This is a genomic window from Demequina muriae, assembly GCF_030418295.1.
Lineage (GTDB): Bacteria > Actinomycetota > Actinomycetes > Actinomycetales > Demequinaceae > Demequina > Demequina muriae.
In genome coordinates this window covers 2,245,021-2,271,233 of the sequence record NZ_JAUHQA010000001.1, presented here as the reverse complement: position 1 = coordinate 2,271,233, position 26,213 = coordinate 2,245,021, and the positions used below count along the sequence as shown (strand labels likewise).

Here is a 26,213-nt window from a genome sequence, read left to right as displayed (position 1 = left end):
ATGAGCCGAGCGCCCTCCTTCGTGACCTTTCCCGCTGCCGACTCCGACTGGACGACCTTCGTCGAGAACTACGTGTCAGAGCGCCTCAACACGGCCCGCGCCCGTCTGGGGACGCTCACGGCCGGTGACGCCGATGGAGCGCCGACCGCCGAGGAGGCGCTGACGGCGTGGAACGACGCCGACATCGCGCTCACCCACGCGCACCAGCTCATGGAGAGCATCTCGGAGGTCCATCCGGATCGGGAGGTGCGCGTGCGATGCACCGACCTGCAGCAGCGCACGCAGCGGTTCCGCACGGCACGCGACGGCGACCCTGCGCTGTACTCCGCCATGTCCGGTGCCCTCAGCGGTGCCGCTCTCGAGGGCGATGACGCCTATGCGCGGGACCTCATCCTGGCGGACTTCAGGCTCGCCGGCGCACACCTCGGTGCCGATCAGCGCGACCGGCTCGCGCAGCTCGACGACGCGCTCTCGTCGGCCGCCACCGAGTTCTCCGAGAACATTCGGGAGGACACCCGGAGCATCCGTGTCGCCCCGTCCTCGCTCGCGGGCCTTCCCGACGACTACGTCGCGGCGCACCCGGCAGGCGAGGACGGCCTGATCGAGATCACGACGGACTACCCCGACCTGGGCCCGTTCCTCGACATGTCGACCGATGCGGACGCACGTGAGGCGCTCATGCGAGCCGACTACCAGCGCGCGTACCCCGTGAATGACGAGGTGCTGAGCCGCCTGCTGCGCCTGCGAGACGAGAAGGCGCGGCTGCTCGGGTTCGGCGGTTGGGCCGACTACGCGACCGCTCGCATGATGATGACGGACGGAGCGGGCATCGACGCGTTCCTCACGGGCGTGGAGGCCGCCGCGAGGCCGGCAGGCGAGGCCGATGCGGCGATGCTGCTGGAGCGCAAGCGTCGCGACGTGCCCGACGCCACTTCGCTGCTCGTGTCCGACTCTCGCTTCTACATCGAGACTCTCAAGGCCGAGCGATTCGGCGTCGACGCCCGCGAGGTGCGCCGCTACCTCGACTATCAGCGGGTGCGCGACGGGATCCTGGCGCTCACGGCCGAGCTGTTCGGCGTGAGCTTCTCCCCGGTGTTCGACGCTCCCTCGTGGCACGACGATGTCCAGGCCTTCGATGTGGTCGATGCCGGCGACACGATCGGCCGCATCTACCTCGACATGCATCCGCGCCCGGGGAAGTACGGCCACATGGCCTGCTTCCCTCTCGTCACCGGGATCGGCGGCCAGCACCTCCCCGAGGCTGCGCTGGTGTGCAACTTCCCGCGCGGTCGGATGACGTTCGATGACCTCGAGACGTACCTGCACGAGTTCGGTCACCTGCTGCACGTCGTCTTCTCCGGTGGCGTGCGGCACTCGCGGCTCGCCGGACTGTCGGAGCAGGGCGAGTGGGACTTCGTGGAGGCGCCGTCGCAGCTGCTCGAGGAGTGGGCCTGGACTCATGAGGTGCTGGCACGCTTCGCGATCGACGATGACGGCGAGCCGATTCCCGCGACGCTGGTGGAGGCGCTACGAGCGAGCCGTGACCTCGGGGCGGGCCTGACGACCTGTCGCCAGCTCGTGTACGCGCAGCTGTCGTACCGACTCCACCGCGACGTCCCCGAGGACCTCGCGAGCGCATCGGCCGCCATCGAGCGCGAGCTGGACGTGCGCACCCCGCTCGAGGGGACGCACCAGTACGCGTCCTTCGGTCACCTCACCACGTATTCCGCCTGCTACTACACGTATCAGTGGAGCCTGTCCATCGCCAAGGATCTCTTCACCGGGTTCGATCCGGAGCACCTCCTGGACCAGACCCGGTCGCGACGCTACCGGGACGCCGTGCTGGCGCCAGGCGGCTCACGCCCTGCGGCGCGCCTCATCGAGGACTTCCTGGGCCGCCCGTTCAGCACGCGGGCCTATGAGGAGTGGCTCGCGAGCCTCGCGACCTCGTAGCGGCGAGCGCTAGAGCGGCCGCGTGAGCTGCGCGTCGATGTGCGCCTTGACGAGATCGCCCATCGGCGTGGGCCTGGCGCCCATGAGCCACTGCACCTGCAGCCCGTCCATCAGCGCGACCAGCTGAGAGGCGGCCGCCGAGGGGTCGATGCCGGGCCGCAGCGCGCCTTCGTCGCGGGCCACCTCATAGGCCGAGGTCACTCGGGCAAGCAGGGTGGCGTAGCGGCGCGCGAAGTACTCGTGAGCGGGGTGATCGGTGCCCGTGGCCTCGGCCGAGAGCACGGCGAACAGTTCGACGATGCCTCGCTGAGTCTCGTTGTGACGGGCCGAGGCGACCATGCTGCGCAGCGCGTCGAGCCCCAGCTCGCCCCGCACCGGGCGGTCCTGGGAGTCGACGCGGTCGCGGTACTCGAGCACGGCGCTGAGGAGGGACGCCTTGGTCGGGAAGTGATAGAGCAGGCCCGGATGTGTGAGACCGGCGCTCGCGGCGATGTCTCGTAGCGAGCTCCCGCGGTAGCCGCTGACGGCGAACTGGCGCATCGCGGCATCCAGGATCTGGGCGCGCGTGTCGCGCCCCTTCTGATAGCCGTCGCCGTCCCGGTCCGCGTCCATGGCGGCAAACTTACCACGCGGTAGGTTTGGTGCTACCGTGAGAACGCTGGAAGGCGAAAGGATACGCGTGAACGACACGGCCCCCTACCTCGACTCGACTCTCACGACCGCTGAGCGCGTCGCGGACCTCGTGTCCCGCATGACGCTGCCCGAGAAGGTCGGTCAGATGATGCAGCTCAACGCCAAGGAAGGCGTCGCTCACCTGGTCAACGACTTCCACGCCGGCTCGATTCTGCACACCTCGCCGGAACGGGTGCTCGAGGCTCGTGACCTCGTCGAGAACACCCGTCTGCGCATCCCGCTCCTGGTGGGCGAGGACTGCATCCACGGCCACTCGTTCTGGGAGGGCGCCGAGATCTACCCGACGCAGCTGGGGCTGGCGGCGTCGTGGGACCGCGACCTGCTCATCCGCGTGGCACGCGCGACCGCAGTCGAGGTCGCGGCGACCGGTGTCCACTGGACCTTCTCCCCCGTGCTGTGCATCGCCCGCGACCTCCGCTGGGGCCGCGTGTCCGAGACGTTCGGGGAGGACCCGTTCCTGCTCGGCGAGCTGGCATCGGCGATGGTCGCGGGATACCAGGGCGACGGCCTCGCCGACCCCACCGCCATTCTCGCCACCGCGAAGCACTTCGCCGGCTACTCCGAGACCCAGGGCGGCCGCGACGCGTCCGAGGCTGACATCTCCCGCCGCAAGCTTCGCTCCTGGTACCTGCCGCCGTTCGAGCGCGTGGCGCGCGAGGGATGCGCCACCTTCATGCTCGGCTACCAGTCCATCGACGGCACCCCGATCACGGTCAACGACTGGCTGCTGAACGACGTCCTGCGCGGCGAGTGGAAGTACGGCGGCACGCTCATCACCGACTGGGACAACGTGGGCAACCTCGTGCGCGAACAGCGCATGTACCCCGACTACGCCGAGGCCTCAGCGGCGGCGGTGAACGCCGGCAACGACATGATCATGACCACGCCCTCGTTCTTCGAGGGCGCCCAGGAGGCCGTGGAACGCGGACTGCTCGACGAGGCTCGCATCGACGAAGCCGTGTCGCGCATCCTCACCCTCAAGTTCGACCTCGGGCTGTTTGAGGACCCGCGGCTGCCCGACGTCGAGCGCCAGCAGGAGGTCATTGCGCAGCCCTCTCACCGCGAGCTCGGCCTCGAGGCGTCGCGACGCTCGCTCGTGCTGCTCGAGAACGACGGCCTGCTCCCGCTGGACCCCGACGGCGCTCCTCGCCGCATCGCGGTGGTGGGTCCCAACGCGGACGACGCTCAGACGCAGCTCGGCGACTGGGCCGGCAGCTCCGGCCAGGCGGACTGGCTGCCCGACGGCCAGCCGCGAGACATGATCACCACCGTGCTGGACGGCCTGCGCGCGCAGGTCCCCGACGGCTGGGACGTCACCCATGCGCGCGGTGCGGACATCATCTCCACCGGCCCCGACCCGGCCGGCGAGTTCTTCCCGGACGGCCAGCCCCGCCCTCACATCGCGATGCCGGTCGATCCGGACCAGGGCCTGATCGACGAGGCAGTGGAGGCGGCGCGCGACGCCGACGTGGTGGTCGCCGTCCTGGGCGACCGCATCGAACTGATCGGCGAGGGCAAGTCCACCGCCACTCTCGAGCTGCTCGGCGGCCAGACCGCCCTGCTCGACGCGCTTGTCGAGACGGGCACCCCCGTGATTCTCGTGGTGCTCGCCTCCAAGCCGCACGTGCTGCCCGCCTCTGCCGAGCGCGCATCGGCCGTCATCTGGGCGGCCAACCCCGGCATGGCAGGGGGCCGCGCGATCGCCGAGCTGGTCCTGGGCCAGATCGAGCCCACCGGCCGGCTGCCGATCTCGTGGCCCCGCCACGTCGGGCAGCAGCCCACGTTCTACAACCAGATCGACGCCCAGCACGGCTACCGGTACGCCGACCTCACCCAGGAGCCGCAGTGGGTGTTCGGCGAGGGGCGCAGCTACACGACGCTCGAGTACTCGAACCTGGAGATCATGCCGCCGCGCGAGGGCGCCGAGGACCAGATCTTCGCTCAGGTCACGGTCACCAACACCGGCGATCGCGCCGCTCTCGAGACCGTCCAGGCCTACGTGCGCGATGAGGTGACGAGCGCTACCTGGGCGGATCGTGAGCTCAAGGCGTACCGTCAGGTGTGGGTCGAGCCTGGGAATGCCGAACGAGTCGAGGTCCAGATTCCGGTCGCGTCGTGCACGATGGTGGATGCGAACGGAGTGCGCCGGGTCGAGCCTGGTGACTTCAGCCTGCTGGTCGGGCCGTCGTCGCGCCTGAGCGATCTGCTCGTCACTCGATTCCGCATCGGGTGACCGCTCCAATGACACGCGCCGCCTCCGTCGTGGAGCCCACGCTTCGCCGCGCCCGCCTGGGCGTATCGCTGATCTTCATGACCAACGGGATCCTCATCGGCAACCTCGCGCCGCGGCTGCCGGACATCCGGGAGGGGCTCGACCTCTCGTACGGCGGCCTCGGCGTCGCCATGGCGATGTGGCCCATCGGGTCGCTGGGACTGGGACTCCTCGCGGGCGCCCTGATCCGCCGCTTCCGTTCGTCGCGGGTGGCCGTCGTCTCGATGATCGCGAGCGCGCTCGCGATGCTGATGGGCGGCTCGACGTCGAGCGTGATCGTCTTCGGTGCCGCGCTGTTCGTGGTGGGCGTCACCGACGCTTGGGTCGACGTCGCGCAGAACTCTCACGGCCTCCGCGTGCAACGACTCTACGGACGCTCCATCAACAACGCGTTCCACGCGATGTGGTCGCTCGGCGCCGTGCTGGGCGGGCTCATGGGCGGTCTGGCCGCCGGCATGGAGGTGCCGGTCCGATGGCACTTCGTCGGGATGGCCGTGCTGGTGGTCGCGATGAACCTCGTCGCGTATCGGCTCCTGCTCAAGGGTCCCGAACCACAGGACATCGTGGAGCACGGTGCGGACGAGGCCGCGATGCCGCACGCGAGTCGCCTGCGTCGCATGCCCGGCCGACTGTGGCTGGTCCTGCTTGCGCTCAGCCTCATCGCCATCGGCGGGGGCTGGGCGGAGGATGCCGCCGCGACGTGGTCGGCGAGCTACCTGCGTGACGAGCTGTCCGCGAGCGCGACCATCGCGGCGCTCGGCTTCGTGTCCCTCCAGGGCTTCCAGTTCATCGGCCGCCTCACGGGCGATCGCATGATCGACAGGTTCGGGCAGCGCGCAGTGGCACGTGCCGGCGGAGCACTCGTGGTGCTCGGCATGGGCCTTGCGCTCGCGTTCCCCTCCGTGTGGGGCACCATCGCCGGATTCGGAGCAGCGGGGATCGGAATTGCGACGATCATCCCGGGCGCGTTCCATGCCGCAGACGAGATGCCGGGACTGAAGGCGGGCACCGGGCTCACCGTGGTGTCGTGGCTGCTCCGTCTCGCATTCCTGCTGTCGCCGCCCATCGTGGGTCTGATCGCGGATGCGACGAGCCTGCGCGTGGGGCTGGCGATCATGCCGGTGCTCGGCGTGGTGGTGTTCCTTCTCGCGGGCGTGATGGCCCCTCGCAAGCACGCCCCCTCCCCCTCTCCCGCACCCCTGTAGGAAGGTTCTGTACACACGTCGTCCTCTGAGTGCGCCGTGGAGGAAGGTTCCGTACCCCTGAATCCTCGCGAGAGGATCGAGACATGGACACCTTCGTCAAGGAACGGTCCGATGTCCCTCCCGGGTTCTTCGAGGCCGAGGCCGCCGGACTGCGCTGGCTCGCCGAGGCGGGCGGAGCGCGCGTCGCCCAGGTGCGGGGCGCGTCGGCCGGGCGCATCGAGCTCGAGCGCGTCACACCTGCCCGCCCCACGGCCGATGCGTCAAGGGACTTTGGCCGCGCGCTCGCTCGCACTCACGCGGCGGGCGCGGAGGCGTTCGGGGCACCCCCAGAGGGATGGGACGGGCCGCTGTACATCGGCCGCCGCGAGATGCCGCGCGTCACGGATGAGTCGTGGGGTCGTTTCTACGCGAGCGGTCGGGTGCTGCCGTATCTCGAACCCGCGCTGGAGGCCGGGCACCTGCGCGAACCGGAAGCCGGTGTGGTGCGCGAGGCGTGCGACCTGATCGCGGACGGGGCCTTCGACGACGATGCTCCTCCTGCGCGGATCCACGGTGACCTGTGGTCGGGCAACGTGCTCTTCTCTCCCGACGGCGTGGTGCTGATCGATCCCGCCGCTCATGGCGGCCATGCGGAGACCGACCTTGCGATGCTCGCGCTGTTCGGGACGCCCCACCTCGGCGAGATCCTGGCCGGGTACCAAGAGGTGTCGCCGCTGCGCGACGGGTGGCAGGCGCGTGTGCCGCTGCACCAGTTGCACCCGCTCGCCGTGCACGCAGCGGGACACGGGCGGGCGTACGGGGTGGAGCTGGCCGAGGCGGCGCACGCGGTGCTGGCGCTCGCCTAGGACCATGGGTTCTCACGTTCCTACAGGAGGCATCGCGAGCGCAACGTGGGTACAGAACCTTCCTACGAGGCGAAGGGCGGCCGATGCTGGGGCCCGGCGGGAATGGATCGCGCCCCCTCGCGTTATTACATGCAGACGCATACAATTGACGCAGGCGCGGCCATGACGACCGCGCAGGCAGCCAGGAGGAGACCATGCAGTTCGGCATCATGTCCGTCTCGGACATCACCCGCGACCCCGTTAGCGGCTACACGCCCTCGGAGGCGGAGCGCATCGACGGCATCACCAAGATCGCCGTCAAGGCCGAGGAGGTCGGCCTCGACGTCTTCGCCATCGGCGAGCACCACAACCCGCCGTTCTTCTCGTCCTCCCCCACCACGCTGCTGGCGCACATCGCCGCGCTGACCGAGCGCCTGATCGTCACCACCTCGACGACGCTCATCACCACCAACGACCCGGTGCGCATCGCCGAGGAGTACGCCATGCTCCAGCACCTGAGCAAGGGCCGCATGGACCTCATGCTCGGTCGCGGCAACACCGCCCCGGTCTACCCGTGGTTCGGCCAGGACATCCGCCAGGGCCTGCCGCTCGCGCTCGAGAACTACAACCTGCTGCACCGGCTGTGGCGCGAGGACGTCGTGGACTGGGAGGGCAACTTCCGCTCGCCGCTCCAGGGATTCACGTCGACCCCGCGACCGCTCGACGACGTGCCGCCGTTCGTGTGGCACGGGTCGATCAGGACCCCCGAGATCGCCGAGCAGGCCGCGTACTACGGCAACGGCTACTTCGCGAACAACATCTTCTGGCCCAAGGACCACTACAAGAAGCTCATCGACTTCTACCGTCGTAGGTTCGAGGCGCACGGTCACGGCAGCCAGGCCCAGGCGATCGTGGGACTCGGCGGCCAGGCCTTCATCGGCAAGAACTCGCAGGACGCCCACGACCAGTTCCGGCCGTACTTCAACGAGGCGCCGGTGTACGGCAACGGCCCGCGCATGGAGGACTTCGAGGAGATGACGCCGCTGAGCGTCGGGTCGCCGCAGGAAGTCATCGACAAGACCCTGACCTTCCGCGACGCCTTCGGCGACTACCAGCGCCAGTTGTTCCTCGTGGACCACGCGGGACTCCCCCTCGGCATGGTGCTCGACCAGCTGGAGCTCCTGGGTGGCGAAGTCGTGCCGGTGCTGCGCAAGGAGCTCGCCGCGAGGCGCTCACCCGAGGCGGCCGATGCGCCCACCCACGCGAGCCTCGTCAAGGCCAAGTACGGCGACGCCGAGCCGCGCCAGCCGCGCCCGAACGCCAACCGCGGCGACAACGTCACCGGCGGCTCGCCCTACCAGGACTCCGACGCCGCGGTGGCGTCCTACCCCACGCTGTAGGGAGCACCCGATGACTGTCACCGACTCGACGACGCTGCCCCGCTCCCGCACCGTGCTCGCGAACCAGGCCTGGGAGGCTGCGCTGACGGCACACGCGGTGCTGATGCGCCGCTTCGCCGCCGAGGACGTGTGGCACGGGCTGTCGATGCGCGAGTACGACGTGCTCTACACGCTGTCCAAGTGCGACGGCCCGCAGCGGCTCAGCGACCTTGGCCGCCACGTGCTGCTCAGCCAGCCTGCCTTGTCGCGCCTGGTCGAGCGCCTGGTCGAGCGCAATCTGCTCGCCCGATGCGCGGATCCAGCCGATGCGAGGGCCGCCCACATCTCGCTCACCACCGCAGGACGCGCACTCCAGCGCGAGATCGGCCTCACCCATGGCGAGGCTGTCGCCCACTCCATGACCGCGGCGCTCACGGACGATGAGCTCCGTCTGCTCGAGGCCCTGTCCACCAAGCTCGCCCAGGAGGCATCGTGACCGACCAGACCTACCGGCTCGTCGTGGTGAGCGCGGGCGTCTCCGACCCGTCCTCGACCCGGCTGCTCGCAGACCGCGCCGTCCAGCGCACCGTCGCCACCCTCGAAGCGCGAGGACACCGGGCGACCGTCACGGTCATCGACCTGCGCGAGCTGCTCCCCGAGCTGCCGCAGGCGCTGTCGTCCCAGCTGCTCGGACCCAAGTTCACGCAGGCCGTCGAGTCGCTGGGCGCCGCCGACGGCATCATCGCCGCAGCCCCGGTGTACAAGGCGGGAGCCTCGGGACTGTTCACGAGCTTCTTCCAGGTGCTCGACAACGACCTGCTGATCGGCAAGCCCGTGATCCTCGCCGCCACGGCGGGCACCGCGCGCCACGCGCTGGTCGTGGACCACGAGATGCGCGCACTCTTCGCATACCTGCGGGCGCTGCCGGTGCCGACCGGGCTGTTCGCCTCGACGGAGGACTGGACGGACAAGGCGCTCGGCACGCGGATCGATCGCGCCGCGACGGAGCTCGCGATCCTCGTGGAGTCGGGCTTCGCCCGCGCCGTGCGTGACGACTCCTGGGGGCGCTACCAGCACAGTTTCGGATCAGCGGGCGGCACCGAACTCGGCATCGACCTCGACTCCGACCTGATGCGCCTCGCCACTGGCGGCACGCTCCGCGACGGCGAGGACCCCTTCGACCTGTCCAAGGGCTGAGGGAAGCCACGGGCATCGCCGCACGTTGACGACCCACGACGCCCCGACCCGATGACGACCCCCAAGGAGAGCCATGGCTGACACCACCGTCACCCGCAACGAGAACGAGTCCCGCTACGACGTGCACGTCGATGGCGAGCTCGCCGGCTTCGCCCTGTACGAGATCGACGGGGACCGGGCCGCCTTCACCCATACCGAGATCTTCGAGACCTACCAGGGCGGCGGCATCGCCGGAACGCTGGCAGGCGAGGCACTCGCCGACACCGCGTCGCGCGGACTCACCATCGTCCCGGTGTGCCCCTACATCGCGAGGTACCTGGACCGCCACGAGGTCGAGGGCGCCACGGTCGCGCCGCCGCGGTAAGCCACCGCCATGACGCGACCCGACGTTCACGACGACGTCTGCGACGAGCCCGACTCGGGCGTCGCCACGCCTGCGTTCGACCCCGGCCGCCGCGCCCAGGTGCTGCCATCCCGCGAGGTGCCCCTGGGCGGCCTGCGCGGCATGACCGTGAGCCGGTCGCTGCCCCAGCGCGACGTGCCGACCATCGGCGCGTGGTGCTTCCTGGACCGGTTCGGCCCACAGCGCACCACGATGCGCGTCGAGCCGCACCCGCACATCGGCCTGCAGACCGTGACGTGGCCGCTCACTGGCGAGATCCGTCACCGGGACTCGCTCAGCTCCGACACCGTGCTGCGACCTGGAGCCCTCAACCTCATGACGAGCGGCCACGGCATCTCGCACTCGGAGTACTCCGTCACCGACGAGCCCATCGACCTCGATGCGCTTCAGTTATGGGTGGCGCTGCCGGAGCATGCGCGCCACGGTCATCCTGGCTTCGAGTCGCACGCGAGCCTTCCCGAGGTCACGCTGGAGGCGCCCGAGGGCACCCACTCCTCCCAGGCGGCCGATGCGGTCGCGGTGGTTGTCATGGGCACGTTCGCGGGCGCCACTTCTCCAGCGACCACCCACACGCCGATCGTCGGCGCGGAGGTGCACATCCCCGCGGGGGCGACCGCGCGACTTCCGCTCGACCCAGCTTGGGAGCACGGGATCGCGTTGATCGACGGCGATACGGCGGTGCGCGGCGACGACGGCGTCGATCTTCCCGGCATCGCTTCGGGGGACATCCTCTACCTGGGCAACCGTCGGAACGCGGTGACCGTCACCTCTGTCAGCGGCGCGCGCCTCTTCCTCCTCGGCGGGGAGCCGTTTCCCGACGACGTGGTGATGTGGTGGAACTTCGTGGGGCGCAGTCACGACGAGATCGCTGAGGCGCGCCGTGCGTGGGAAGCACGGGAGCCCCGGTTCGGCCACGTCGTGGGTCACGACGACACCCGAGTGCCCGCACCACCCATGCCCGAGGTGCGCCTCACTCCGCGCCGCCGGCGCCCCGTTCCGGACTGAGGGCGCGCGCCCGCGCCACCACGCGACCGCGCTGCGAGTCCCAGAAGCGCTCCAGCATCTCGCGCGCCTCGGTCACCCCCGCATCGGCCCCGAACACCTCGGTGCCGGGCTCGAACCGCCTGCCTTCCGCGAGCGGTCCCGCGGGCAGCGGGTCGAATCCCAACGCGTCCGCCAGTGCCCCGACCGCGGCGACGTCACGATCGTCGTCGCCGGCGATCGCCATCGCGATTCGCTCAGGATCGCCAGCATCCCGGGCAAGCTCTTCCAGCGCGTACGCACTCACGTGACCGAAGGCCTTGACCACCCGGGACCCCGCGAGGTGCGCCTGCACGGTCTCCGACGTGGACGTCAGGGGATCGTCGAACTCGGGCCGCGCGCCGTCGAGCTCCCACCAGTAGTTCATCGCATCCACGACGAGCGCCCCGGCCAGCGCCTCGGGAGGCAGCTGACGATGGCGGCCAAGGGGGATGGCGAGCACCACGATGTCCGCCCGCGCAGCGTCGACCACCGAGACGGCCGATGCGCCAGGCGCCGCCGCCTCGACGTCGGCTCGGAGCTGCTCGGGCGGGCGGGACGCGGCGACCCTCACCTCGATTCCGGCCCGGCGCCCCAGCACCGCGATCGCGCGGCCGATGCGCCCCGCACCGATGATGCCGAGCGTCGCTGGAGCGGTCGCGGTCGGGTCAGGCGAGGTCACCTTCGTACCCTAGGCGATCACGCACAGGACTCTCCGACGCGCTCGATAGAGTGGAGAGGTGCCCTCCTCTCCCCTGTCGTCGTCCCGCATCGTGTTCCTCGACATCGACGGCACCTACGCGTGGCACGGGGCGGTTCCTGAAGCCCATGTCGCTGCGGTGCGACAGGTGCGGGAGAACGGGCACCGCGTGCTCCTGTGCACGGGACGCGCCCGTTGCGCGGTGTCGTCGCGCCTCCTCGAAGCGGGATTCGACGGCGTGGTCGCGGGCGCCGGGGCGTACGCGGAGATCGACGGACGCGTCCTGCGCGACGAGGTCTTTCCCGCCGCTCTGGCCCGACGCACCATCGACGCCCTCGCCAGCTACCACGCGGTGAGCCTCGTCGAGTCGACGGCGGCGCTCTATGCACTGCCCGATGCGCACGAGGCGATCGAGGAGCGCTCACGCCGGCACGGCGGTGCGGGTGCTCAGGTCGCCCTGTGGGAGGACCTGCGGGCGGCGCGGCTCGTCGTGGACACCCTGCACGGACTCAGCTTCGCGAAGGTGGTGACGCTGCGCGCCGACACCGACCTGTCGGTGATCGCGGCGGCGATCGGCCCTGAGGTCGCGGCGGTGGAGACGTCGCTGCGGGACCTCGGACGGGGTGCGGGCGAGCTGTACCTGACGCACGTCTCCAAGGCCGTGGGCATCGCGGCCGTCGTCGAGCACCTCGGCCTCACGCCGGCGGACGTCATCGGGGTGGGCGACGGCCCCAACGACATCGAGATGCTCGAGTACGCGGGCACCGCCGTGGGAATCGCCGGGGGCCACCCGGACGTTCTCACCATCGCTGATGTGGTGGCCGACGGTCCCGAGCACGCCGGCCTGGTCGGGGCGTTCGCGGAGCTCGGCCTCATCTGACGTCCGTACACAGTGCCGTCAGTACACACAGTGCCGTTGAATTCACGGTGTCACAATAGGCGCAAGCCGGCGTCCCGTCGCGCCGCCCCGCCCACGAGCAAGAACGGTCCCCGCATGCCTGACGTCCCCTCCGCCCCTGCCGTGACGAGCGCACCCCAGTCGGTGTCGCGCCGCGACGAGCTGGTGCTTCGCGTCCTGATCGTCTCGGCATTCACGGTGATCCTCAACGAGACCATCATGGGAGTGGCGATCCCCCACCTCATGAATGATCTGGGCGTCACCGCGATCGCCGCGCAATGGCTCACCACCGCGTTCCTGCTCACCATGGCCGTCGTGATCCCCATCACCGGCTTCCTGCTGCAGCGCTACCCCACGCGACCGCTGTACATCGGCGCGATGTCGCTGTTCCTGGTGGGCACCACGCTGGCGGCGCTCGCGCCCGGCTTCGAGGTGCTCCTGGTCGCTCGCGTCATCCAGGCGGGCGGCACCGCCGTCATGCTCCCGCTGCTCATGACGACGGTCATCAGCCTGGTTCCCGAGCGCGAACGGGGCCGACGCATGGGCACCATCGGCGTGGTGATCTCGGTCGCGCCCGCGCTCGGCCCCACCATCTCCGGCTTGATCCTGTCCGTGCTGCCGTGGCGGTTCCTGTTCGTGTTCGTGCTCCCCGTCGTGCTCACCGTGCTGGCGTTCGGCATCCTGCGCATGCGCAGCACCAACGAGCCGCGCCGCTCTCGCATCGACATCCTGTCCGTCGCACTCTCGGCGGTGGGATTCGGGTCGCTGGTGTTCGGCCTCAGCCGCATCGGCGAGTCCGCCGAGGGCGATCTCGGCACCGCGCTGGGCGCCGTGGGCCTGGGCGTCGCCGTGCTCGCGCTGTTCACCTGGCGACAGATCGCACTGCAGCGCCGCGAGGCCCCGCTGCTGGACCTGCGAGTCTTCAAGGTCCGCACCTTCTCGGTCGCCACCGCGATGTTCGTGGTCGCGATGATCGCGATGTTCGGCACAATCATCCTGCTGCCGCTGTTCATGCAGAACGTGCTCGGCCTGAGCGTGCTCGCCAGCGGACTCCTGCTGCTTCCGGGCGGCCTCGCGATGGGACTGCTGGCGCCGCCCATCGGCCGTGCCTACGACCGCATCGGCCCGCGTGCGCTGCTGCTGCCGGGAACCGCGCTGGTGGCTGCGGCGCTGTGGGCGATGTCGCTGGTGCTCGGTGTCTCGACCCCGTGGTGGGCGCTGCTGGCCTGCCATGTGACGCTGAGCATCGGTCTCGCGCTCATCTTCACTCCACTGTTCTCCGCGAGCCTGGGGTCCCTGCCACGGCGCCTGTACTCGCACGGCTCCGCGACGGTGTCGACGTTGCAGCAGGTCGCCGCGGCAGCCGGAACGGCGCTGTTCGTGTCGACCATGACAGCCGTGGCACTGACTCAGGTCGATGCCGGAGTCGATGCGGTCGGCGCTGAGGCCGCAGGCATTCGTGCGGCGTTCATGGTCGGCGCGATTCTCGCGACCCTGGGCGTGGGCCTCGCGACGCTGATCCGTCGACCCGAGTCGGTGGATGGACCTCCGCCCACGCCAGCCGAGCCGGCGACGGCGGCGCACGTCGACTACGAGGCGTCTGCTCCGCACCCGTGACCGGGGCGGAGCTGCCCACGCACAGGCGGACGGCCGCTGATCACCGCACGAACGCTGCGCGCTCGGACCCGTCCGTCGCGGCGGCGACCCTCGCGAGCATGTCCTCGGACATCGGCGGCAGGTCGTCGAGTGGGAACCATGCCGCGGCAGTGTTCTCGCCGTCCGCGGGGTGCGGTTCGCCGCTGACGTAGCGGAACCGGAAGGTGTGGTCCAAGTACTGCGCCTGGTCCCCGTTGGGGTAGCGCATCGGCGGCAGCGTGTGCACGCGCACCAGCGCCACCGGCTCGGCGACCACATCGGCCTCCTCGTGCACCTCACGCGCCCCCGCGACAGCCGGTTCCTCGCCAGGGTCGACGATGCCGGTGACCGGCGTCCACGCCCCGTTGTCGGCGCGGCGCACCAGCAGCACCTCACGCGTGCCGGCCGGCCCGTCGCGCAGCACCACCGCCGTCACCCCGGGAAGCCACAGCAGCGCGTGGCCCACTTTCTCACGCAGATCGAGCACGAAGTCGGGCGTCGCCATCGCGTCACTGCGCAATCGGGTCGACGAGCGACCAGTGCGGGTGCTTGGGCTCGCGGCCATCGCCGGAGGAGCGGCGGGCGAGGCGACGGGCGAGCCACGGAAGCACGTACGTGGCGTAGTAGCGCGCCTCGGCGACGGGACCGGCCGGCGGGTCCTCCGTCGCTCCTGCTTCGGGCAGCTCCGTCTCGACGCCCAGCGCCGTCAGCACCCTCGCCGCGACCCGGCTGTGGCCCAAGGAGTTCAGATGGAGGCGGTCGGGCGCCCAGTACGGTGCGCGTCGGAGCTCGGCGTCCGACCAGTTGTCGACGAAGGTGACGTCGGGTCGCGTCGCCGCGAACTCGCGGGTCGCCTCCAGGAACTCATCACCACGGCTGCGGATCAGGGATCCACGCGGCAGCCGTGCGGTGGGGTCGCCGCCGCTGAGCACCACCAGTGCGACGCCCTCCTCCGCGCATCGGTCCGCCACCCTGGCGGCGTAGTCCATGACGCGCTCCACGCCGAAGCCGGGTCGCATCATGTCGTTGCCGCCGCCGTTGAAGGTCATGAGCGTGGGGCGCGGCTCGAGCGAGAGTGCGGCTTCGAGCTGCTGGTCCACGATCGGTGCGATGAGCCGTCCGCGAATCGCGAGGTTGGAGTAGTGCACGGGCTCCTCGCCCGCCTGCGCGAGGCCGGCGGCCACGAGGTCCGCCCACCCCCGCACCGAGCCGTCGTCGAGCTCGTCGCCCACGCCCTCGGTGAAGCTGTCGCCGATCGCTGCAAAACGCATGGCTCGAGACTATCCCGATGCGCAGCGGTGGCACGATGGCCCTATGTCCTCACTCACCGACTTCACCGCCACCGCCCTCACCGGCGACGAGCGCAGCCTCTCCGAGTTCGCGGGCCAGGTGACGCTCGTCGTCAACACCGCGTCGAAGTGCGGCTTCGCCCCGCAGTTCGAGGGGCTGGAGGCCTTGCACCAGCAGTTCCAGGACCAGGGCTTCACGGTTCTGGGGTTCCCCAGCAACCAGTTCAAGCAGGAGCTGGCGGACGCCGAGGACATCGGCGCCTACTGCCAGAAGAACTACGGCGTGACCTTCCCGATGTTCGCCACCGTCGACGTCAACGGCCGGCACGCCCACCCCGTGTACCAGTGGCTGCGCTCCGAGGCGGGCGGCGCTCTCGGATCTGCGATCAAGTGGAACTTCACGAAGTTCCTGGTCGGCCGCGACGGCCACGTGATCAAGCGCTATGGATCGAGCACCGAGCCGGCCGCGATCGCCGCCGACATCGAGGCAGCGCTCACCGCCGACTGATCGGGAATGAATGGGGACACCGGTACGCTCTTAGTTGAAGCATCAACTGATCGACACGAGGAGCACCAGGCCATGACGCGAGTCCAGTTCGGCATCGAGACCTTCGGCGACATCCCGCTGGGGGATGACGGCGCCCTGATGACGCACGCCGCCGCCATCCGCCAGGTCGTGGACGAGGCCGCCCTGGCTGACGACATCGGCATCGACGCCGTGGCCCTCGGCGAGCACCACCGCCACGACTTCGCGATCTCCTCCCCCGAGATGGTGCTCAGCGCGATCGCGTCCCGCACCTCCCGCGTGAGCCTCGGCTCCGCGGTGACGGTGCTGAGCTCGGACGACCCAGTCCGGGTCTTCCAGCGCTTCGCGACCCTCGACGCGGTCTCGTCTGGTCGGGCCGAGGTGATCCTCGGTCGCGGCTCGTTCACCGAGTCGTTCCCGCTGTTCGGCTTCGACATGGCCGACTACGAGGTGCTCTTCGAGGAGAAGATCGAGATCTTCTCTCGTCTGCTGACGGAGAAGCCGGTCAGCTGGGAGGGCACCACTCGCCCGGCACTTCACGAGGCGGACGTCTACCCCAAGACCGAGTCCGGCTCGTTGACCACCTGGGTGGGCGTCGGCGGATCCCCTCAGTCGGTGATCCGCGCGGCACGCTACGGCTTCCGGCTGATGCTCGCGATCATCGGCGGCCAGCCCGAGCGCTTCGCGCCATACGTCGACCTCTACCGTCGGGCCAGCGAGCAGCTCGGCACCACCGCCCACCCGGTGGGGATGCACAGCCACGGCTTCATCGCCGCCACCGACGAGGAGGCGCGCGAGGCGTACTACCCGGGCTACAAGGCGATGATGGACCGCATCGGCGGCGAGCGCGGCTGGCCGCCCATGGCCCGCTCCTCGTACGACGCCGAGATCACGAGCGGGTCGCTCTACGTGGGCTCGCCCGACACGGTCGCGCGGAAGATCGCCGCGTCGATCAGCGGCCTCGACGTGGGCCGGTTCGACCTGGTCTACACCGGCGGCGGCGCAATGCCCGCGAGTCAGCGCATGCGGGCGGTCGAGCTCTACGGCACCGAGGTCATCCCGCGCGTGCGTGAGCTGCTCGCCGACGGAGCACCGTCATGACCGCGATGGGAACCGCCACCGTGGGAATCCTCGGCGCCGGCAAGCTGGGAACCGTGCTCGCGCGCCTGGCCGTCGACGCGGGGTACCGCGTGCTGGTCGCCAGCTCCGCCGAGCCGTCGCGCATCTCGCTCACCCTGGAGGTGCTGGCGCCCGGCGCGGAGGCCACGACGGCCGATGCGGTCGCCAGGGAATCCGACATCGTCATCCTGGCACTCCCGCTGGGCCGGTACCGCAACCTGCCTCCCGCGTCGCTGGGCGGCAGCGTCGTGGTGGATGCCATGAACTACTGGTGGGAGGTCGACGGGGTGCGCGACGATCTCGCCTCGCCCTCCAGCTCGACCAGCGAGCTCGTCGCGAGCCACCTCGCCGATGCGCGGGTCGTCAAGGCCTTCAACCACATGGGCTATCACGACCTCGACGAGGGGCCGCGACCCTCCGGGATGTCCGGGCGCCGCGCCATCGCGATCGCGGGTGACGACGACGCCGCGGTCGAGGCCACGCAGCGACTCGTCGACTCCCTCGGGTTCGATCCCGTCATGATCGGCGGCCTCTCCGCCGGGCGACGGCTCGAGCCGGGAATGCCGGCCTTCGGCGCGAACGTCGGGGCCTCCGAGCTCGTCGCGCTCGTCGATCAGGCCACGGCTGACGCGTCTCCAGCGCGCTGACAGTCCCTGCACGCGCCCCCGCCCGTCCTACGTGACGATTCCGCCGGCCGCCCTCAGCCGTTCCATGTCCTGGCGCACGCGATCGGGCTCATGGGAGAGCGGCGGCCCCGTGGGGTCGAGCGCGGCATCGAACGCGCCCGTCGCGTCCTGAGTGAGCGCCCCGAACGCCGCCCGCCAGTCAGTCAGGGCGTCGCCGGGAGCCGAGAACAGCTCGAACGTCACCCCCACCGCCTCGTCGTGGAGCAGGGACTGGGCTATCGCATCGGCGATATGGCGCCGGGAGACTCCCCTGCGACTGTCGACCGGAGTGCGGTCTCCCTGCTCGAGCGTCACGCCGCGAAAGTCGGGCGGCTGCGCGTCGAACCACCCGGGGCGAACGATGGTGGCCGGCACACCGCTGGCCCGCAGCAGCCGCTCGCCGCGCGCCTTCCACCGCATGATCTCCCGCCACGAACCCGTCTCGTGAGTCACCGCCATCGACGTCATCAGCACCACCCGCGGACGCGCGCCGTCGAGAGCCTCGAGCACGGCCGGCACTGCGCCGTAGTCGACGTCCGCGGGGCGGCGATCCGAGCCGTGCACCAGGACGATGCCGTCGGCCCCGCGCACGGCCCGAGCGAGCCCAGCCGGGTCGGTCACGTCGGCACGGATGGTCTCGACATTGGGCAGGAGTTCGCGCGCGCGGTCCGGGTCACGGACGGCAGCGACCGGCGCGAGGCCGTGGGCGGCAAGCGCCGGAACGACCACCCGGCCGATGGACCCCGTCGCCCCGATCACGACCACGCGCTTCATGCGTGTCATCCTGCCGCAACCTCCCCCTTCACTGCGCGACACCTCCGTCTGACGGCCTGGCGCATCGGCGATCGACGGGCGGACCCCCTGCCCCGTTCCGGTAGAATATTGCGCGTAGTGCAGTCGGGATCTCTCGTGTCGTGCACCCGTCCATCTGACTGCTCCCCAGGGGCACTCAGAACCCTCGTACCAGCAGCCCAGCGCTCCAGTGACCGGACCCAGGTGGTTTTTTGCTCCTCGCGTGTGTAGCGACTGTCGTCGCCACGTGTGTCCTGGCTCCGCTCGTGACGCGCCTGCTCGGACGCAGCGCCGGCTGGATCCTCTCGATCCCGCTCCTTGCGGCAGCGGCCGGACTCATCGTGCTCGGCTCGGGAACTCAGCATGTGCCGTGGATGCCGACCCTGGGCATCGGCTTCGACCTGAAGCTCGACGGGCTCTCGCTCACCTTCATGCTGCTCGTGCTGCTGATCGGCGCCGCGGTGCTCACCTACAGCTCTCGCTACTTCGCCGTCGGCCGCCACACCAGGTACTTCACCCTCATGACGGCCTTTGCGGCCGCGATGACCATGCTGGTGCTCGCCGACGACGTGGTGCTGCTGTTCGTCTCATGGGAACTCACCACGCTGTGCTCGTTCCTGCTGATCGCGCGCTCAGGATCGAAGGCCCACAGACCCGCCATCCGCACGCTGCTGGTGACCGCCATGGGTGGGCTGAGCCTGCTCGGTGCCGTCACGACCATGGCCGTGGCCACCGGCACCACCCAGCTGAGCGAAATCATCGCGGATCCGATGTGGCAGGAGGACACGGCCGTCGCGACCACGGTGATCGCACTGCTCGCGATCGCCGCATTCACGAAGTCCGCGCAGTTCCCGTTCCAGGCGTGGCTTCCGGACTCGATGGTCGCGATCACCCCGGTGAGCGCGTACCTGCATGCCGCGGCGATGGTGAAGGCCGGCATCTACCTGCTGCTGCGCTTCTCCCCCGCGTTCTCCGAGGTTCCACTATGGAACACGATGCTCATCACCTCGGGACTCATCACCGCGCTGCTGGGCGCCGTCGCGGCGCTGCGCCGGTACGACCTCAAGGAGCTGCTCGCGTACTCGACGATCAGCCAGCTGGGTCTGCTGGTGGCGATGATCGGCGTCGGCACCCCTGAGGCGATCAAGGCCGCGACGGTGCACACCGTGGCCCACGCCCTGTTCAAGTCCGCACTGTTCCTGTTCGTCGGCGTGATCGACCATCGTGCGGGCACGCGGGACATCCGCGCGCTGACGCACATGCGCATCCGCATGCCGGTGACGCTCGGAGCGATCACCATCTCCGCCGCGTCGATGGCGGGCCTGCCACCGTTGCTGGGATTCGTCAGCAAGGAGTCGATGTTCACGGCCTTCGTCGATGCTCCGGCGACGCCGTGGGGACCGATCGCCATCACCGCGGCGGCCGCCGTCGCGTCGGCCCTGACCTTCGCGTACTCCGCGCGCATCGTGATGGGCGCGCGCGGCCACGACCCGGACGGCCGGGAAGTGACCGAGGTGCGCCCCGCCGTGTGGGCCGCTCCGAGCCTGGCCGCGCTCGCCGGACTGGTGCTCGGGCTGCTGCCGTTCACGCTCGACCCGCTCATCTCCGGCGCGGCGACCGCAGCCTCCGGCACGACCGTCGAGACTCACCTCGCGCTGTGGCACGGCTTCAACCTGCCGCTGCTCATCTCCGTCCTCGTCATCAGCACGGGCGTGCTGCTGGTGCTGGCGCGCAAGAGGATTCAGCCGGTGCTGCTCAAGTACCGTCTGCCCTTCTCCGCACTCGACGTGGTCGAGGCCATCCTGTCCGGTCTCGCCCGGACGGGCCGCGTCGTGAGCGGCTGGTCCGGCACAACCGCGCCACGTCTCCACCTCGCCATGCCGGTCATCGTCACCATCGGCATCGGCGCCGTGGGGGTGCTCGGGATCTCGGGCCTGCCCGCCGTCGACGGGAACACGTCACGGCCGCTGGACTGGGTCCTGGTCGTGCTGCTCGCGGCCGGCGTCATCGCCGCCATGATGGTGTCCACGCGGGTGGGCGCCGTCGTCGTGGTCGGCGTGGTCGGATTCGCCATGACGCTGTGGTTCATGTCGCTGGGCGCGGCGGACGTCGCCCTGACTCAGCTGCTCGTCGAGATCCTCACCGTCACGGTGATGGTGCTGCTGCTGCGCCGGCTGCCCACCGACTTCAAGCCCACGCCGCTGCGTCGCAGCCTGCCCTCCCTCGCGATCGCCATCGCGGCGGGGCTGACCACCACGCTGGGAGTGTGGGCCCTCACGGGCCGCCGGTCGATGTCGAACGCGGCCGAGTACTACCTGACCGAGGGCGAAGGCGTCACCGGCGGCGCCAACATCGTCAACACGATCCTGGTGGACTTCCGCGCCCTCGACACGCTCGGGGAGCTCTCCGTGCTCGGTGTCGCCGGCATCGTGATCGCGACCCTGCTGCGCTCGCGCAGGCCCGCATCGGCCCGCCGGATCGAGATCGACGAAAGCTCGCCACTGGCCGATGCGCTCGACAACTCCGTCTTCACGCGCACCTTGGCCCGGCTCGTCGGCCCGCTGATCGTGGTCCTGTCCGTCTTCCTCCTGCTGCGCGGTCACCAGGAGCCGGGCGGTGGCTTCATCGCGGCACTCGTCGGCGGCGCGGGATTCGCCCTCATCTATCTGATGTCCGCCACCGACGATGTGCGGCGCGTCCGCCTGCCGTATCTGGCGCTGATCGGTGCGGGCATCGTGATCGGCGCCGGCACGGGCCTGTTCGGGCTGACAGAGGGCTCCTTCCTTGCGCCGCTGTACACGGAGATCCTGGGCTACAAGCTGACGTCGGCCCTGGTGTTCGACGTGGGCGTCTACCTTGCCGTGATCGGCATCGTGCTGTCGGCCTTCAACCTGCTCGGCCTGCCGCGCCCGCACGAGCGTGACGCGGCGCACGGGTTCGACGAGGGCGACGACGGTGACGATCCGCACGCCGACGCCCCTCAGACGCCCGACCACCAGGAGGTGACCGCATGACCCTCGCGATCACCGCCGGCCTGCTCGTCATGGGCGCCGTCTACCTGCTGCTCAAGCGCGAGATGCTGCGCATCGTGCTCGGCTTCGTGCTGCTCGGCCACGCCGCCAACCTGGTGATCATGGCCGCAGGTGGCGCCTCCCGACGGGACGCGCCGTTCGGTGCGCCCGACGACCTCTCGACGGTGGCGGACCCCCTGCCCCAGGCGTTCGTGCTGACCGCGATCGTCATCGCGTTCGCCATCACGATCCTCATGCTGGTGCTCGCCGTGACCGGCCGCGACCAGGACGACGACACCACCGTGGAATCCGAGATCGACGAGGAGGGCCGCTCATGACCGCCTCGATGCTTCCCCTCTTCGTCGCCATCCCGCTCGTGGTGGCAGGGGCACTCACCATCCTCGGGCGTCGGCCGCGTGTGCAGGCGGTGGCGATGTTCGCCGTGCTGGGATGCGCGCTCGCCGGGGCCGTCGCCCTGGTGGTCGCGTTCCGCGACGGCGGCGCGTGGGCCGATGCGGTGGGCCTGTGGCCGTTCGGCATCGCCATCCCCTTCGCGGCGGACATGTTCACCGCGCTGATGCTCACCTTCACCCTGTTCGTCACGATCGTGTCCGTGGTCTTCGCGATGGCATCGGGCCGCGCCGCCTCTCCGTTCTTCGCCCCGCTCCTGCTGGTGATGGTCGCAGGGGTCAGCGGCGCGCTGCTCACCGCGGATCTGTTCAACATGTTCGTGTTCATCGAGGTGATGCTGCTGCCGGCCTACGGTTTGTTCGTGCTGGCGGCGCCGGGCTCTGCTCCGCTCCGCCAGATCGCGGGCGCACGGCTGTACGTGACGGTCAACCTGCTGACATCGACGATCTTCCTCACCGGCGTGGGTTTCGTGTACGGCACCGCCGGCACGGTCAACCTGGCCGAGCTCGCAGGCGTCGCTGCGGAGGACGACACCGTGGCGATCGCCATGGCGATCTGCATCTTCGCGCTCAGCATCAAGGCAGCGGCGGTGCCGGTGCACGGGTGGTACGTGCGGGCCTACCCCGCGACGTCTCCCGCCATGACCGCGTTGTTCTCCGCCCTCCACGCCAAGGTCGCGATCTACGCCATCTACCGGCTGTACGCCGTGGTCTTCGACGGCGAGGAGAGGTTCCTGTGGATCGGCGTCGCGGTGGTCATCGCCGGAATGGTGATCGGCGGCCTCGGCGCACTGGGCGAGAAGGACAGCAGGACGATCCTGGCGTTCAGCACCGTGAGCCAGATCGGCTACATCCTCCTGGGAGTCGCGCTGTTCACCGGAGCCGGGCTCGCCGCGGGCATCTTCTACCTGCTCCACCACATCGTCGTGAAGACCTCGCTGTTCCTGTCCGCCGGCGCGATCGAGGAGCGCTACGGCACCGCCACGATCGGTCACGTGTGGGGGATCACCAAGCGCGAGCCATGGATCGCCGCCGCCTTCTTAGTCGCAGCGCTGTCGCTCGCGGGCATTCCGCCGTTCTCCGGCTTCGTGGCCAAGCTGAGCCTCATCATCGCCGCGATCGACGCCGGTCAAGTCCTGGCCGTCGTAGCGATGCTGGTGGTGAGCCTCATCACGCTGATCGCCATGCTGAGGATCTGGAACGGCGTGTTCTGGGGCCGGCCTCCTGACCAGGTGCTGCGGACCCACGAGGAGAAGGACCTGCCTGTCGCGGGGTCGACGCCAGGCGACGGCACCGCCCTCGTGCTCGACACGGGCACCAAGCCGCGTATCGGCGTCGCTCTCGCCGCCCCGGCGGTCGTGCTGGCGGTGCTCACCATCGGGCTCGGCCTGGGAGCAGAGCTGCTGCTGGGACTGTCTGCGACCGCCGCCGACGGACTCGTGGACACCTCGGCCTACATCGAGGCGGTGACGAACCCATGACCTGGTTGACCTGGCCCGTGCGCGTCGTCGCCTTCCTGCTGTGGTTCACCTGGCTGGTGGCGCGCACCAACGCCGTGGTCCTCCGCGACGCGCTCACACGCGGACAGGACTCGACGCCCGGCATCGCGCGCTACGACTCGCGCTGCCGCACCGACGCCGAGATCACGCTGCTGTCGACGTGCATCACCCTCACGCCGGGGACGCTGACGGTGGGCCACCACACCCCAGAGAAGTCAGACGTCGCGCACACCATCTACGTCCACGGCATGTACTCCCCTGACGCCGACCACCTGCGGGCCGAGCTCCGAGACATCGAGGGGCGCCTGCTGTCGGCGATGCGCCGCGAGGGGGGTCCGTCATGATCGGCGTCGTCATCGGCATCGTGCTGGTGGGCCTCGCGGGGGTCTCCACCGTGTACCGCATGGTCACGGGCCCCACGGATGCCGAGCGCGCGATCGCGGGCGACATGCTGATGTTCTGCGTGATCGCCCTGCTGGCGCTGTTCGGCGTGCTGCTCGACACGCCGTCGGCGCTCGAGATCGTGCTCATCGCGGCGCTGCTGGCATTCCTCAGCACCATCGCGCTGGCGCGCGCGCTCACGCGAGGGAGGAGATAGCGTGCTAGAGATCATCGGCGCAGTCATCATCGTCCTGGGCGCCATGGTGTTCGTGACCGGCGCCCTTGCGCTGCTGAGGTTCCCCGACGCCTACACCCACGTCTCCGCGGTCGGCACTGCCGGCGGCATCGGCCTCGTGCTCATCGTGGTCGGTGTGCTGCTTCACGACTTCACGGTGTCGAATGCGGGGGTGGCGGTGCTGATCGTCATCGCCCAGCTGCTCACCTCGGCGGTGGGATCGATGGCGCTCGCGCGCTCGGCCTACCTCGCCCGCTCTCCCCTGCGGCGCGTGACCTTCAACGAGCTCGAGGACGACACCAGCGCTCGGCTCGACTGATGCCTACCGCGCGCGTCATCGGTGGCGGGCCAGCGGGCCTGATGGCCGCCGAGGTGCTGGCCAGCGCCGGGATCGATGTGACAGTCCACGAGCGCATGCCGTCGCCGGGTCGGAAGTTCCTGCTCGCGGGCCACGGCGGGCTGAACCTCACCCACAGCGAGGACCGGGACCGCTTCGTCACGCGCTACGGCGAGTCGGCGGAGCGGATCGCGCCGATGCTCGCGCAGTTCGGTCCGCACGACCTCCGCGCGTGGGCCGCCGACCTTGGGGAGCCCACGTTCATCGGGTCCAGCGGGAGGGTCTTCCCGCAGGCGTTCCGAGCGACGCCGCTGTTTCGCGCGTGGCTCGGACGGCTGGCCGAGCTGGGAGTACACATCGAGCGCCGGACATCCTGGTCTGGCTGGGCTGGCGGCGACTCCCCTGACGGCGCACTTCTCATCACGGACGAATCCGGCACCACCCGCGCACTCACGAGCGATGCCACCGTCTTCGCTCTCGGTGGCGCATCCTGGCCTCACCTGGGAGCGGACGGCACATGGGTGGGTCCGTTCTCCGCGCGAGGCATCCACGTCACACCCCTCGAGGCCGCGAACGTCGGCGTGCGCGTCGAGTGGTCCGATGTCTTCGCCAATCGGTTCGCGGGCACGCCCCTCAAGAACGTGTCCGTCACCGTCGCTGGCGGCGAGCCGCGCCGCGGAGAGCTGATGCTCACCACCACGGGAGTCGAGGGTGGACTCATCTACGCGCTAGGTGCCCCGATTCGCGCAGCCCTCACCAAATCCGGCCGATGCGTCCTCAAGGTCGATCTCCGACCGGAGGTCTCGCTCGGGGAGGTGACGACACGCCTCGGCAAGCGCCGGCCCAAGGACTCCGCCACCAACTGGCTGCGGAGGTCCATCGGCCTCGACGCCGCCTCCATCGGGCTCGTGCGGGAGTCCTTCGGCGGCACGCTGCCCCACGACGCCGCCACCATTGCCGCGCTCATCAAGGCGGTGCCCGTCGTGGTGACGGGAACGATGCCCATCGACCGCGCGATCTCGACCTCGGGCGGCATCGCCTGGAGCGAGGTGGATGAGCAACTCATGCTGCGCCGCATGCCCGGCACGTTCGTCGCCGGCGAGATGCTTGATTGGGAGGCCCCCACGGGCGGCTACCTGCTGCAGGCCTCGTTCAGCATGGGGGTCGTGGCGGCACACGGCGCGCTCGCATGGCTCGAGCGCCGCGCCGATGCCGACCGCGCTTAGAGCGCCAGTCCCACCGCAAGCAGGGTCACAGCGAGTGCGGGAAGCGCGCCCTGCTTGAGTGCCGCACTCGCATAGGCGCGGTCGGAGAGCACCAGCACGAGCGCGGCGGCGGCCATCGAGCCGGCGCCCACAAACACCAGCGTCGCTCCCGCTACCGTGTTCCCGGCCGCCATGAGGACGATGCCCGTCACCACCGCGATCGCGAGAAACAGGTTGTAGAACCCCTGATTGAACGCGAGCCCTCGGGTGGCCTGCGCGTCGGCCTCGGTGGTGCCGAACACGGCACGCGCCCGCGGCCCGGTCCACGTGACCGACTCGAGGTAGAAGATGAACACGTGCACGACGGCGGCAAGCCCCGCCAGGATCAGTGCTGCGATGACCATGACAAGTCCTCTCGATGACGACACCCGGTGATACATCAGATCGCTTCTCCCCCGAGCATGGCCTGTCGGTGGGTCACGGTGCATCGCGACGCGCCTCACAGGTGCGACTGCGCTCTGATCACCGAGCGCCGCTCTCTCGCCATGCGAGCGACCGCCGCTCC

27 protein-coding genes are annotated in these 26,213 nt (G+C 70.0%); 21 read left to right on the top strand and 6 right to left on the bottom strand.

Annotated elements, in window-relative coordinates; all coding sequences use genetic code 11:
• Positions 1 to 1,953 (top strand): M3 family metallopeptidase, encoded by a 1,953-nt coding sequence (locus QQX02_RS10645; RefSeq protein ID WP_301142989.1) that lies wholly within the window; start codon positions 1 to 3, stop codon positions 1,951 to 1,953.
• A gap of 9 nt (positions 1,954 to 1,962) precedes the next feature.
• On the opposite strand, the gene QQX02_RS10640 is transcribed toward QQX02_RS10645, so the two are convergent.
• Positions 1,963 to 2,565 (bottom strand): TetR/AcrR family transcriptional regulator, encoded by a 603-nt coding sequence (locus QQX02_RS10640; protein WP_301142987.1) that lies wholly within the window; start codon positions 2,563 to 2,565, stop codon positions 1,963 to 1,965.
• A 67-nt stretch (positions 2,566 to 2,632) separates the two neighbouring features.
• Between QQX02_RS10640 and QQX02_RS10635 the strand changes: the two genes are divergently transcribed.
• From QQX02_RS10635 to QQX02_RS10600, 8 genes are all read left to right on the top strand, one after another.
• On the top strand, positions 2,633 to 4,879 hold the full coding sequence (locus QQX02_RS10635) for an exo-beta-d-1,3/1,6-glucosidase (protein ID WP_436968509.1): 2,247 nt from the start codon (positions 2,633 to 2,635) through the stop codon (positions 4,877 to 4,879).
• Positions 4,880 to 4,887: 8 nt separating this feature from the next.
• Positions 4,888 to 6,123 (top strand): MFS transporter, encoded by a 1,236-nt coding sequence (locus tag QQX02_RS10630; RefSeq protein ID WP_301142985.1) that lies wholly within the window; start codon positions 4,888 to 4,890, stop codon positions 6,121 to 6,123.
• A gap of 83 nt (positions 6,124 to 6,206) precedes the next feature.
• Positions 6,207 to 6,968 (top strand): fructosamine kinase family protein, encoded by a 762-nt coding sequence (locus QQX02_RS10625; RefSeq protein WP_301142984.1) that lies wholly within the window; start codon positions 6,207 to 6,209, stop codon positions 6,966 to 6,968.
• Positions 6,969 to 7,162: 194 nt separating this feature from the next.
• The gene (locus QQX02_RS10620) at positions 7,163 to 8,347 is read left to right on the top strand and encodes an LLM class flavin-dependent oxidoreductase (RefSeq protein ID WP_301142982.1); all 1,185 of its coding nucleotides are present in this window, start codon (positions 7,163 to 7,165) and stop codon (positions 8,345 to 8,347) included.
• Between the two features lie 10 nt (positions 8,348 to 8,357).
• Entirely contained in the window at positions 8,358 to 8,822 is a 465-nt protein-coding gene (locus QQX02_RS10615) for a MarR family winged helix-turn-helix transcriptional regulator (protein ID WP_301142980.1), read from the top strand.
• Positions 8,819 to 9,523, top strand: coding sequence for a CE1759 family FMN reductase (locus QQX02_RS10610; RefSeq protein WP_301142978.1), 705 nt, complete (start codon positions 8,819 to 8,821; stop codon positions 9,521 to 9,523). The genes QQX02_RS10615 and QQX02_RS10610 overlap by 4 nt, the downstream gene beginning before the upstream one ends.
• Before the next feature lie 73 nt (positions 9,524 to 9,596).
• Positions 9,597 to 9,887 (top strand): GNAT family N-acetyltransferase, encoded by a 291-nt coding sequence (locus QQX02_RS10605; protein WP_301142977.1) that lies wholly within the window; start codon positions 9,597 to 9,599, stop codon positions 9,885 to 9,887.
• Between the two features lie 9 nt (positions 9,888 to 9,896).
• Positions 9,897 to 10,931, top strand: coding sequence for a pirin family protein (locus tag QQX02_RS10600; protein WP_301142976.1), 1,035 nt, complete (start codon positions 9,897 to 9,899; stop codon positions 10,929 to 10,931).
• Here QQX02_RS10600 and QQX02_RS10595 read toward each other — a convergent pair.
• Entirely contained in the window at positions 10,897 to 11,628 is a 732-nt protein-coding gene (locus QQX02_RS10595; RefSeq protein ID WP_301142975.1) for an NADPH-dependent F420 reductase, read from the bottom strand. The genes QQX02_RS10600 and QQX02_RS10595 overlap by 35 nt on opposite strands.
• A 58-nt stretch (positions 11,629 to 11,686) precedes the next feature.
• On the opposite strand from QQX02_RS10595, the gene QQX02_RS10590 reads away from it, so the two are divergent.
• Both QQX02_RS10590 and QQX02_RS10585 read left to right on the top strand, forming a co-directional pair.
• The gene (locus tag QQX02_RS10590; protein WP_301142973.1) at positions 11,687 to 12,526 is read left to right on the top strand and encodes an HAD hydrolase family protein; all 840 of its coding nucleotides are present in this window, start codon (positions 11,687 to 11,689) and stop codon (positions 12,524 to 12,526) included.
• 114 nt (positions 12,527 to 12,640) lie between these two features.
• Positions 12,641 to 14,161, top strand: coding sequence for an MDR family MFS transporter (locus QQX02_RS10585; protein ID WP_301142972.1), 1,521 nt, complete (start codon positions 12,641 to 12,643; stop codon positions 14,159 to 14,161).
• Positions 14,162 to 14,201: 40 nt separating this feature from the next.
• On the opposite strand, the gene QQX02_RS10580 is transcribed toward QQX02_RS10585, so the two are convergent.
• On the bottom strand, positions 14,202 to 14,684 hold the full coding sequence (locus tag QQX02_RS10580; protein ID WP_301142971.1) for an NUDIX hydrolase: 483 nt from the start codon (positions 14,682 to 14,684) through the stop codon (positions 14,202 to 14,204).
• Positions 14,685 to 14,688: 4 nt separating this feature from the next.
• Positions 14,689 to 15,450 carry an SGNH/GDSL hydrolase family protein gene (locus QQX02_RS10575; RefSeq protein WP_301142970.1) on the bottom strand — a complete coding sequence of 254 codons (762 nt, stop codon included), beginning with the start codon at positions 15,448 to 15,450 and terminating at the stop codon, positions 14,689 to 14,691.
• 43 nt (positions 15,451 to 15,493) lie between these two features.
• Between QQX02_RS10575 and QQX02_RS10570 the strand changes: the two genes are divergently transcribed.
• The 3 genes from QQX02_RS10570 (at position 15,494) to QQX02_RS10560 (ending at position 17,760) form a co-directional block, all read left to right on the top strand.
• Positions 15,494 to 15,976 (top strand): glutathione peroxidase, encoded by a 483-nt coding sequence (locus QQX02_RS10570; protein ID WP_301142969.1) that lies wholly within the window; start codon positions 15,494 to 15,496, stop codon positions 15,974 to 15,976.
• 72 nt (positions 15,977 to 16,048) lie between these two features.
• Entirely contained in the window at positions 16,049 to 17,095 is a 1,047-nt protein-coding gene (locus tag QQX02_RS10565; RefSeq protein WP_301142968.1) for an LLM class flavin-dependent oxidoreductase, read from the top strand.
• Positions 17,092 to 17,760 carry an NADPH-dependent F420 reductase gene (locus QQX02_RS10560; protein ID WP_301142967.1) on the top strand — a complete coding sequence of 223 codons (669 nt, stop codon included), beginning with the start codon at positions 17,092 to 17,094 and terminating at the stop codon, positions 17,758 to 17,760. The genes QQX02_RS10565 and QQX02_RS10560 overlap by 4 nt, the downstream gene beginning before the upstream one ends.
• Positions 17,761 to 17,787: 27 nt before the next feature.
• Here the strand turns inward: QQX02_RS10560 and QQX02_RS10555 are convergent, their stop codons facing one another.
• A complete protein-coding gene (locus QQX02_RS10555; protein ID WP_301142966.1) occupies positions 17,788 to 18,552 on the bottom strand; it encodes an SDR family oxidoreductase in 765 nt (254 codons plus the stop codon).
• Between the two features lie 230 nt (positions 18,553 to 18,782).
• On the opposite strand from QQX02_RS10555, the gene QQX02_RS10550 reads away from it, so the two are divergent.
• The 7 genes from QQX02_RS10550 to QQX02_RS10520 are packed head-to-tail and all read left to right on the top strand — an operon-like array spanning position 18,783 to position 25,669.
• Positions 18,783 to 21,584, top strand: coding sequence for a DUF4040 family protein (locus QQX02_RS10550; protein ID WP_301142965.1), 2,802 nt, complete (start codon positions 18,783 to 18,785; stop codon positions 21,582 to 21,584).
• Positions 21,581 to 21,919, top strand: coding sequence for a cation:proton antiporter subunit C (locus QQX02_RS10545; protein WP_301142964.1), 339 nt, complete (start codon positions 21,581 to 21,583; stop codon positions 21,917 to 21,919). Before QQX02_RS10550 ends, QQX02_RS10545 begins: the two co-directional genes overlap by 4 nt.
• Complete coding sequence (locus QQX02_RS10540) at positions 21,916 to 23,472, top strand: monovalent cation/H+ antiporter subunit D family protein (RefSeq protein ID WP_301142963.1); 1,557 nt, start codon at positions 21,916 to 21,918, stop codon at positions 23,470 to 23,472. The genes QQX02_RS10545 and QQX02_RS10540 overlap by 4 nt, the downstream gene beginning before the upstream one ends.
• On the top strand, positions 23,469 to 23,834 hold the full coding sequence (locus tag QQX02_RS10535) for a Na+/H+ antiporter subunit E (RefSeq protein ID WP_301142962.1): 366 nt from the start codon (positions 23,469 to 23,471) through the stop codon (positions 23,832 to 23,834). Before QQX02_RS10540 ends, QQX02_RS10535 begins: the two co-directional genes overlap by 4 nt.
• Positions 23,831 to 24,088 carry an MrpF/PhaF family protein gene (locus tag QQX02_RS10530; protein ID WP_301142961.1) on the top strand — a complete coding sequence of 86 codons (258 nt, stop codon included), beginning with the start codon at positions 23,831 to 23,833 and terminating at the stop codon, positions 24,086 to 24,088. Before QQX02_RS10535 ends, QQX02_RS10530 begins: the two co-directional genes overlap by 4 nt.
• A 1-nt stretch (position 24,089) precedes the next feature.
• On the top strand, positions 24,090 to 24,425 hold the full coding sequence (locus QQX02_RS10525) for a cation:proton antiporter (protein ID WP_301142960.1): 336 nt from the start codon (positions 24,090 to 24,092) through the stop codon (positions 24,423 to 24,425).
• On the top strand, positions 24,425 to 25,669 hold the full coding sequence (locus tag QQX02_RS10520) for a BaiN/RdsA family NAD(P)/FAD-dependent oxidoreductase (RefSeq protein ID WP_301142958.1): 1,245 nt from the start codon (positions 24,425 to 24,427) through the stop codon (positions 25,667 to 25,669). Before QQX02_RS10525 ends, QQX02_RS10520 begins: the two co-directional genes overlap by 1 nt.
• On the opposite strand, the gene QQX02_RS10515 is transcribed toward QQX02_RS10520, so the two are convergent.
• On the bottom strand, positions 25,666 to 26,052 hold the full coding sequence (locus QQX02_RS10515) for a DUF1304 domain-containing protein (protein WP_301142957.1): 387 nt from the start codon (positions 26,050 to 26,052) through the stop codon (positions 25,666 to 25,668). The genes QQX02_RS10520 and QQX02_RS10515 overlap by 4 nt on opposite strands.
• Positions 26,053 to 26,213: the final 161 nt, after the last annotated feature.

What these genes read in the sequence shown, in the direction of transcription:
- QQX02_RS10645 (WP_301142989.1), top strand. Translation starts at nt 1, where the DNA reads ATGAGCCGAGCGCCCTCCTTCGTGACCTTTCCCGCTGCCGACTCCGAC.
- QQX02_RS10640 (WP_301142987.1), bottom strand. Translation starts at nt 2,565, where the DNA reads ATGGACGCGGACCGGGACGGCGACGGCTATCAGAAGGGGCGCGACACG.
- QQX02_RS10630 (WP_301142985.1), top strand. Translation starts at nt 4,888, where the DNA reads ATGACACGCGCCGCCTCCGTCGTGGAGCCCACGCTTCGCCGCGCCCGC.
- QQX02_RS10625 (WP_301142984.1), top strand. Translation starts at nt 6,207, where the DNA reads ATGGACACCTTCGTCAAGGAACGGTCCGATGTCCCTCCCGGGTTCTTC.
- QQX02_RS10620 (WP_301142982.1), top strand. Translation starts at nt 7,163, where the DNA reads ATGCAGTTCGGCATCATGTCCGTCTCGGACATCACCCGCGACCCCGTT.
- QQX02_RS10615 (WP_301142980.1), top strand. Translation starts at nt 8,358, where the DNA reads ATGACTGTCACCGACTCGACGACGCTGCCCCGCTCCCGCACCGTGCTC.
- QQX02_RS10605 (WP_301142977.1), top strand. Translation starts at nt 9,597, where the DNA reads ATGGCTGACACCACCGTCACCCGCAACGAGAACGAGTCCCGCTACGAC.
- QQX02_RS10600 (WP_301142976.1), top strand. Translation starts at nt 9,897, where the DNA reads ATGACGCGACCCGACGTTCACGACGACGTCTGCGACGAGCCCGACTCG.
- QQX02_RS10585 (WP_301142972.1), top strand. Translation starts at nt 12,641, where the DNA reads ATGCCTGACGTCCCCTCCGCCCCTGCCGTGACGAGCGCACCCCAGTCG.
- QQX02_RS10580 (WP_301142971.1), bottom strand. Translation starts at nt 14,684, where the DNA reads ATGGCGACGCCCGACTTCGTGCTCGATCTGCGTGAGAAAGTGGGCCAC.
- QQX02_RS10575 (WP_301142970.1), bottom strand. Translation starts at nt 15,450, where the DNA reads ATGCGTTTTGCAGCGATCGGCGACAGCTTCACCGAGGGCGTGGGCGAC.
- QQX02_RS10570 (WP_301142969.1), top strand. Translation starts at nt 15,494, where the DNA reads ATGTCCTCACTCACCGACTTCACCGCCACCGCCCTCACCGGCGACGAG.
- QQX02_RS10565 (WP_301142968.1), top strand. Translation starts at nt 16,049, where the DNA reads ATGACGCGAGTCCAGTTCGGCATCGAGACCTTCGGCGACATCCCGCTG.
- QQX02_RS10560 (WP_301142967.1), top strand. Translation starts at nt 17,092, where the DNA reads ATGACCGCGATGGGAACCGCCACCGTGGGAATCCTCGGCGCCGGCAAG.
- QQX02_RS10555 (WP_301142966.1), bottom strand. Translation starts at nt 18,552, where the DNA reads ATGAAGCGCGTGGTCGTGATCGGGGCGACGGGGTCCATCGGCCGGGTG.
- QQX02_RS10545 (WP_301142964.1), top strand. Translation starts at nt 21,581, where the DNA reads ATGACCCTCGCGATCACCGCCGGCCTGCTCGTCATGGGCGCCGTCTAC.
- QQX02_RS10540 (WP_301142963.1), top strand. Translation starts at nt 21,916, where the DNA reads ATGACCGCCTCGATGCTTCCCCTCTTCGTCGCCATCCCGCTCGTGGTG.
- QQX02_RS10535 (WP_301142962.1), top strand. Translation starts at nt 23,469, where the DNA reads ATGACCTGGTTGACCTGGCCCGTGCGCGTCGTCGCCTTCCTGCTGTGG.
- QQX02_RS10530 (WP_301142961.1), top strand. Translation starts at nt 23,831, where the DNA reads ATGATCGGCGTCGTCATCGGCATCGTGCTGGTGGGCCTCGCGGGGGTC.
- QQX02_RS10520 (WP_301142958.1), top strand. Translation starts at nt 24,425, where the DNA reads ATGCCTACCGCGCGCGTCATCGGTGGCGGGCCAGCGGGCCTGATGGCC.
- QQX02_RS10515 (WP_301142957.1), bottom strand. Translation starts at nt 26,052, where the DNA reads ATGGTCATCGCAGCACTGATCCTGGCGGGGCTTGCCGCCGTCGTGCAC.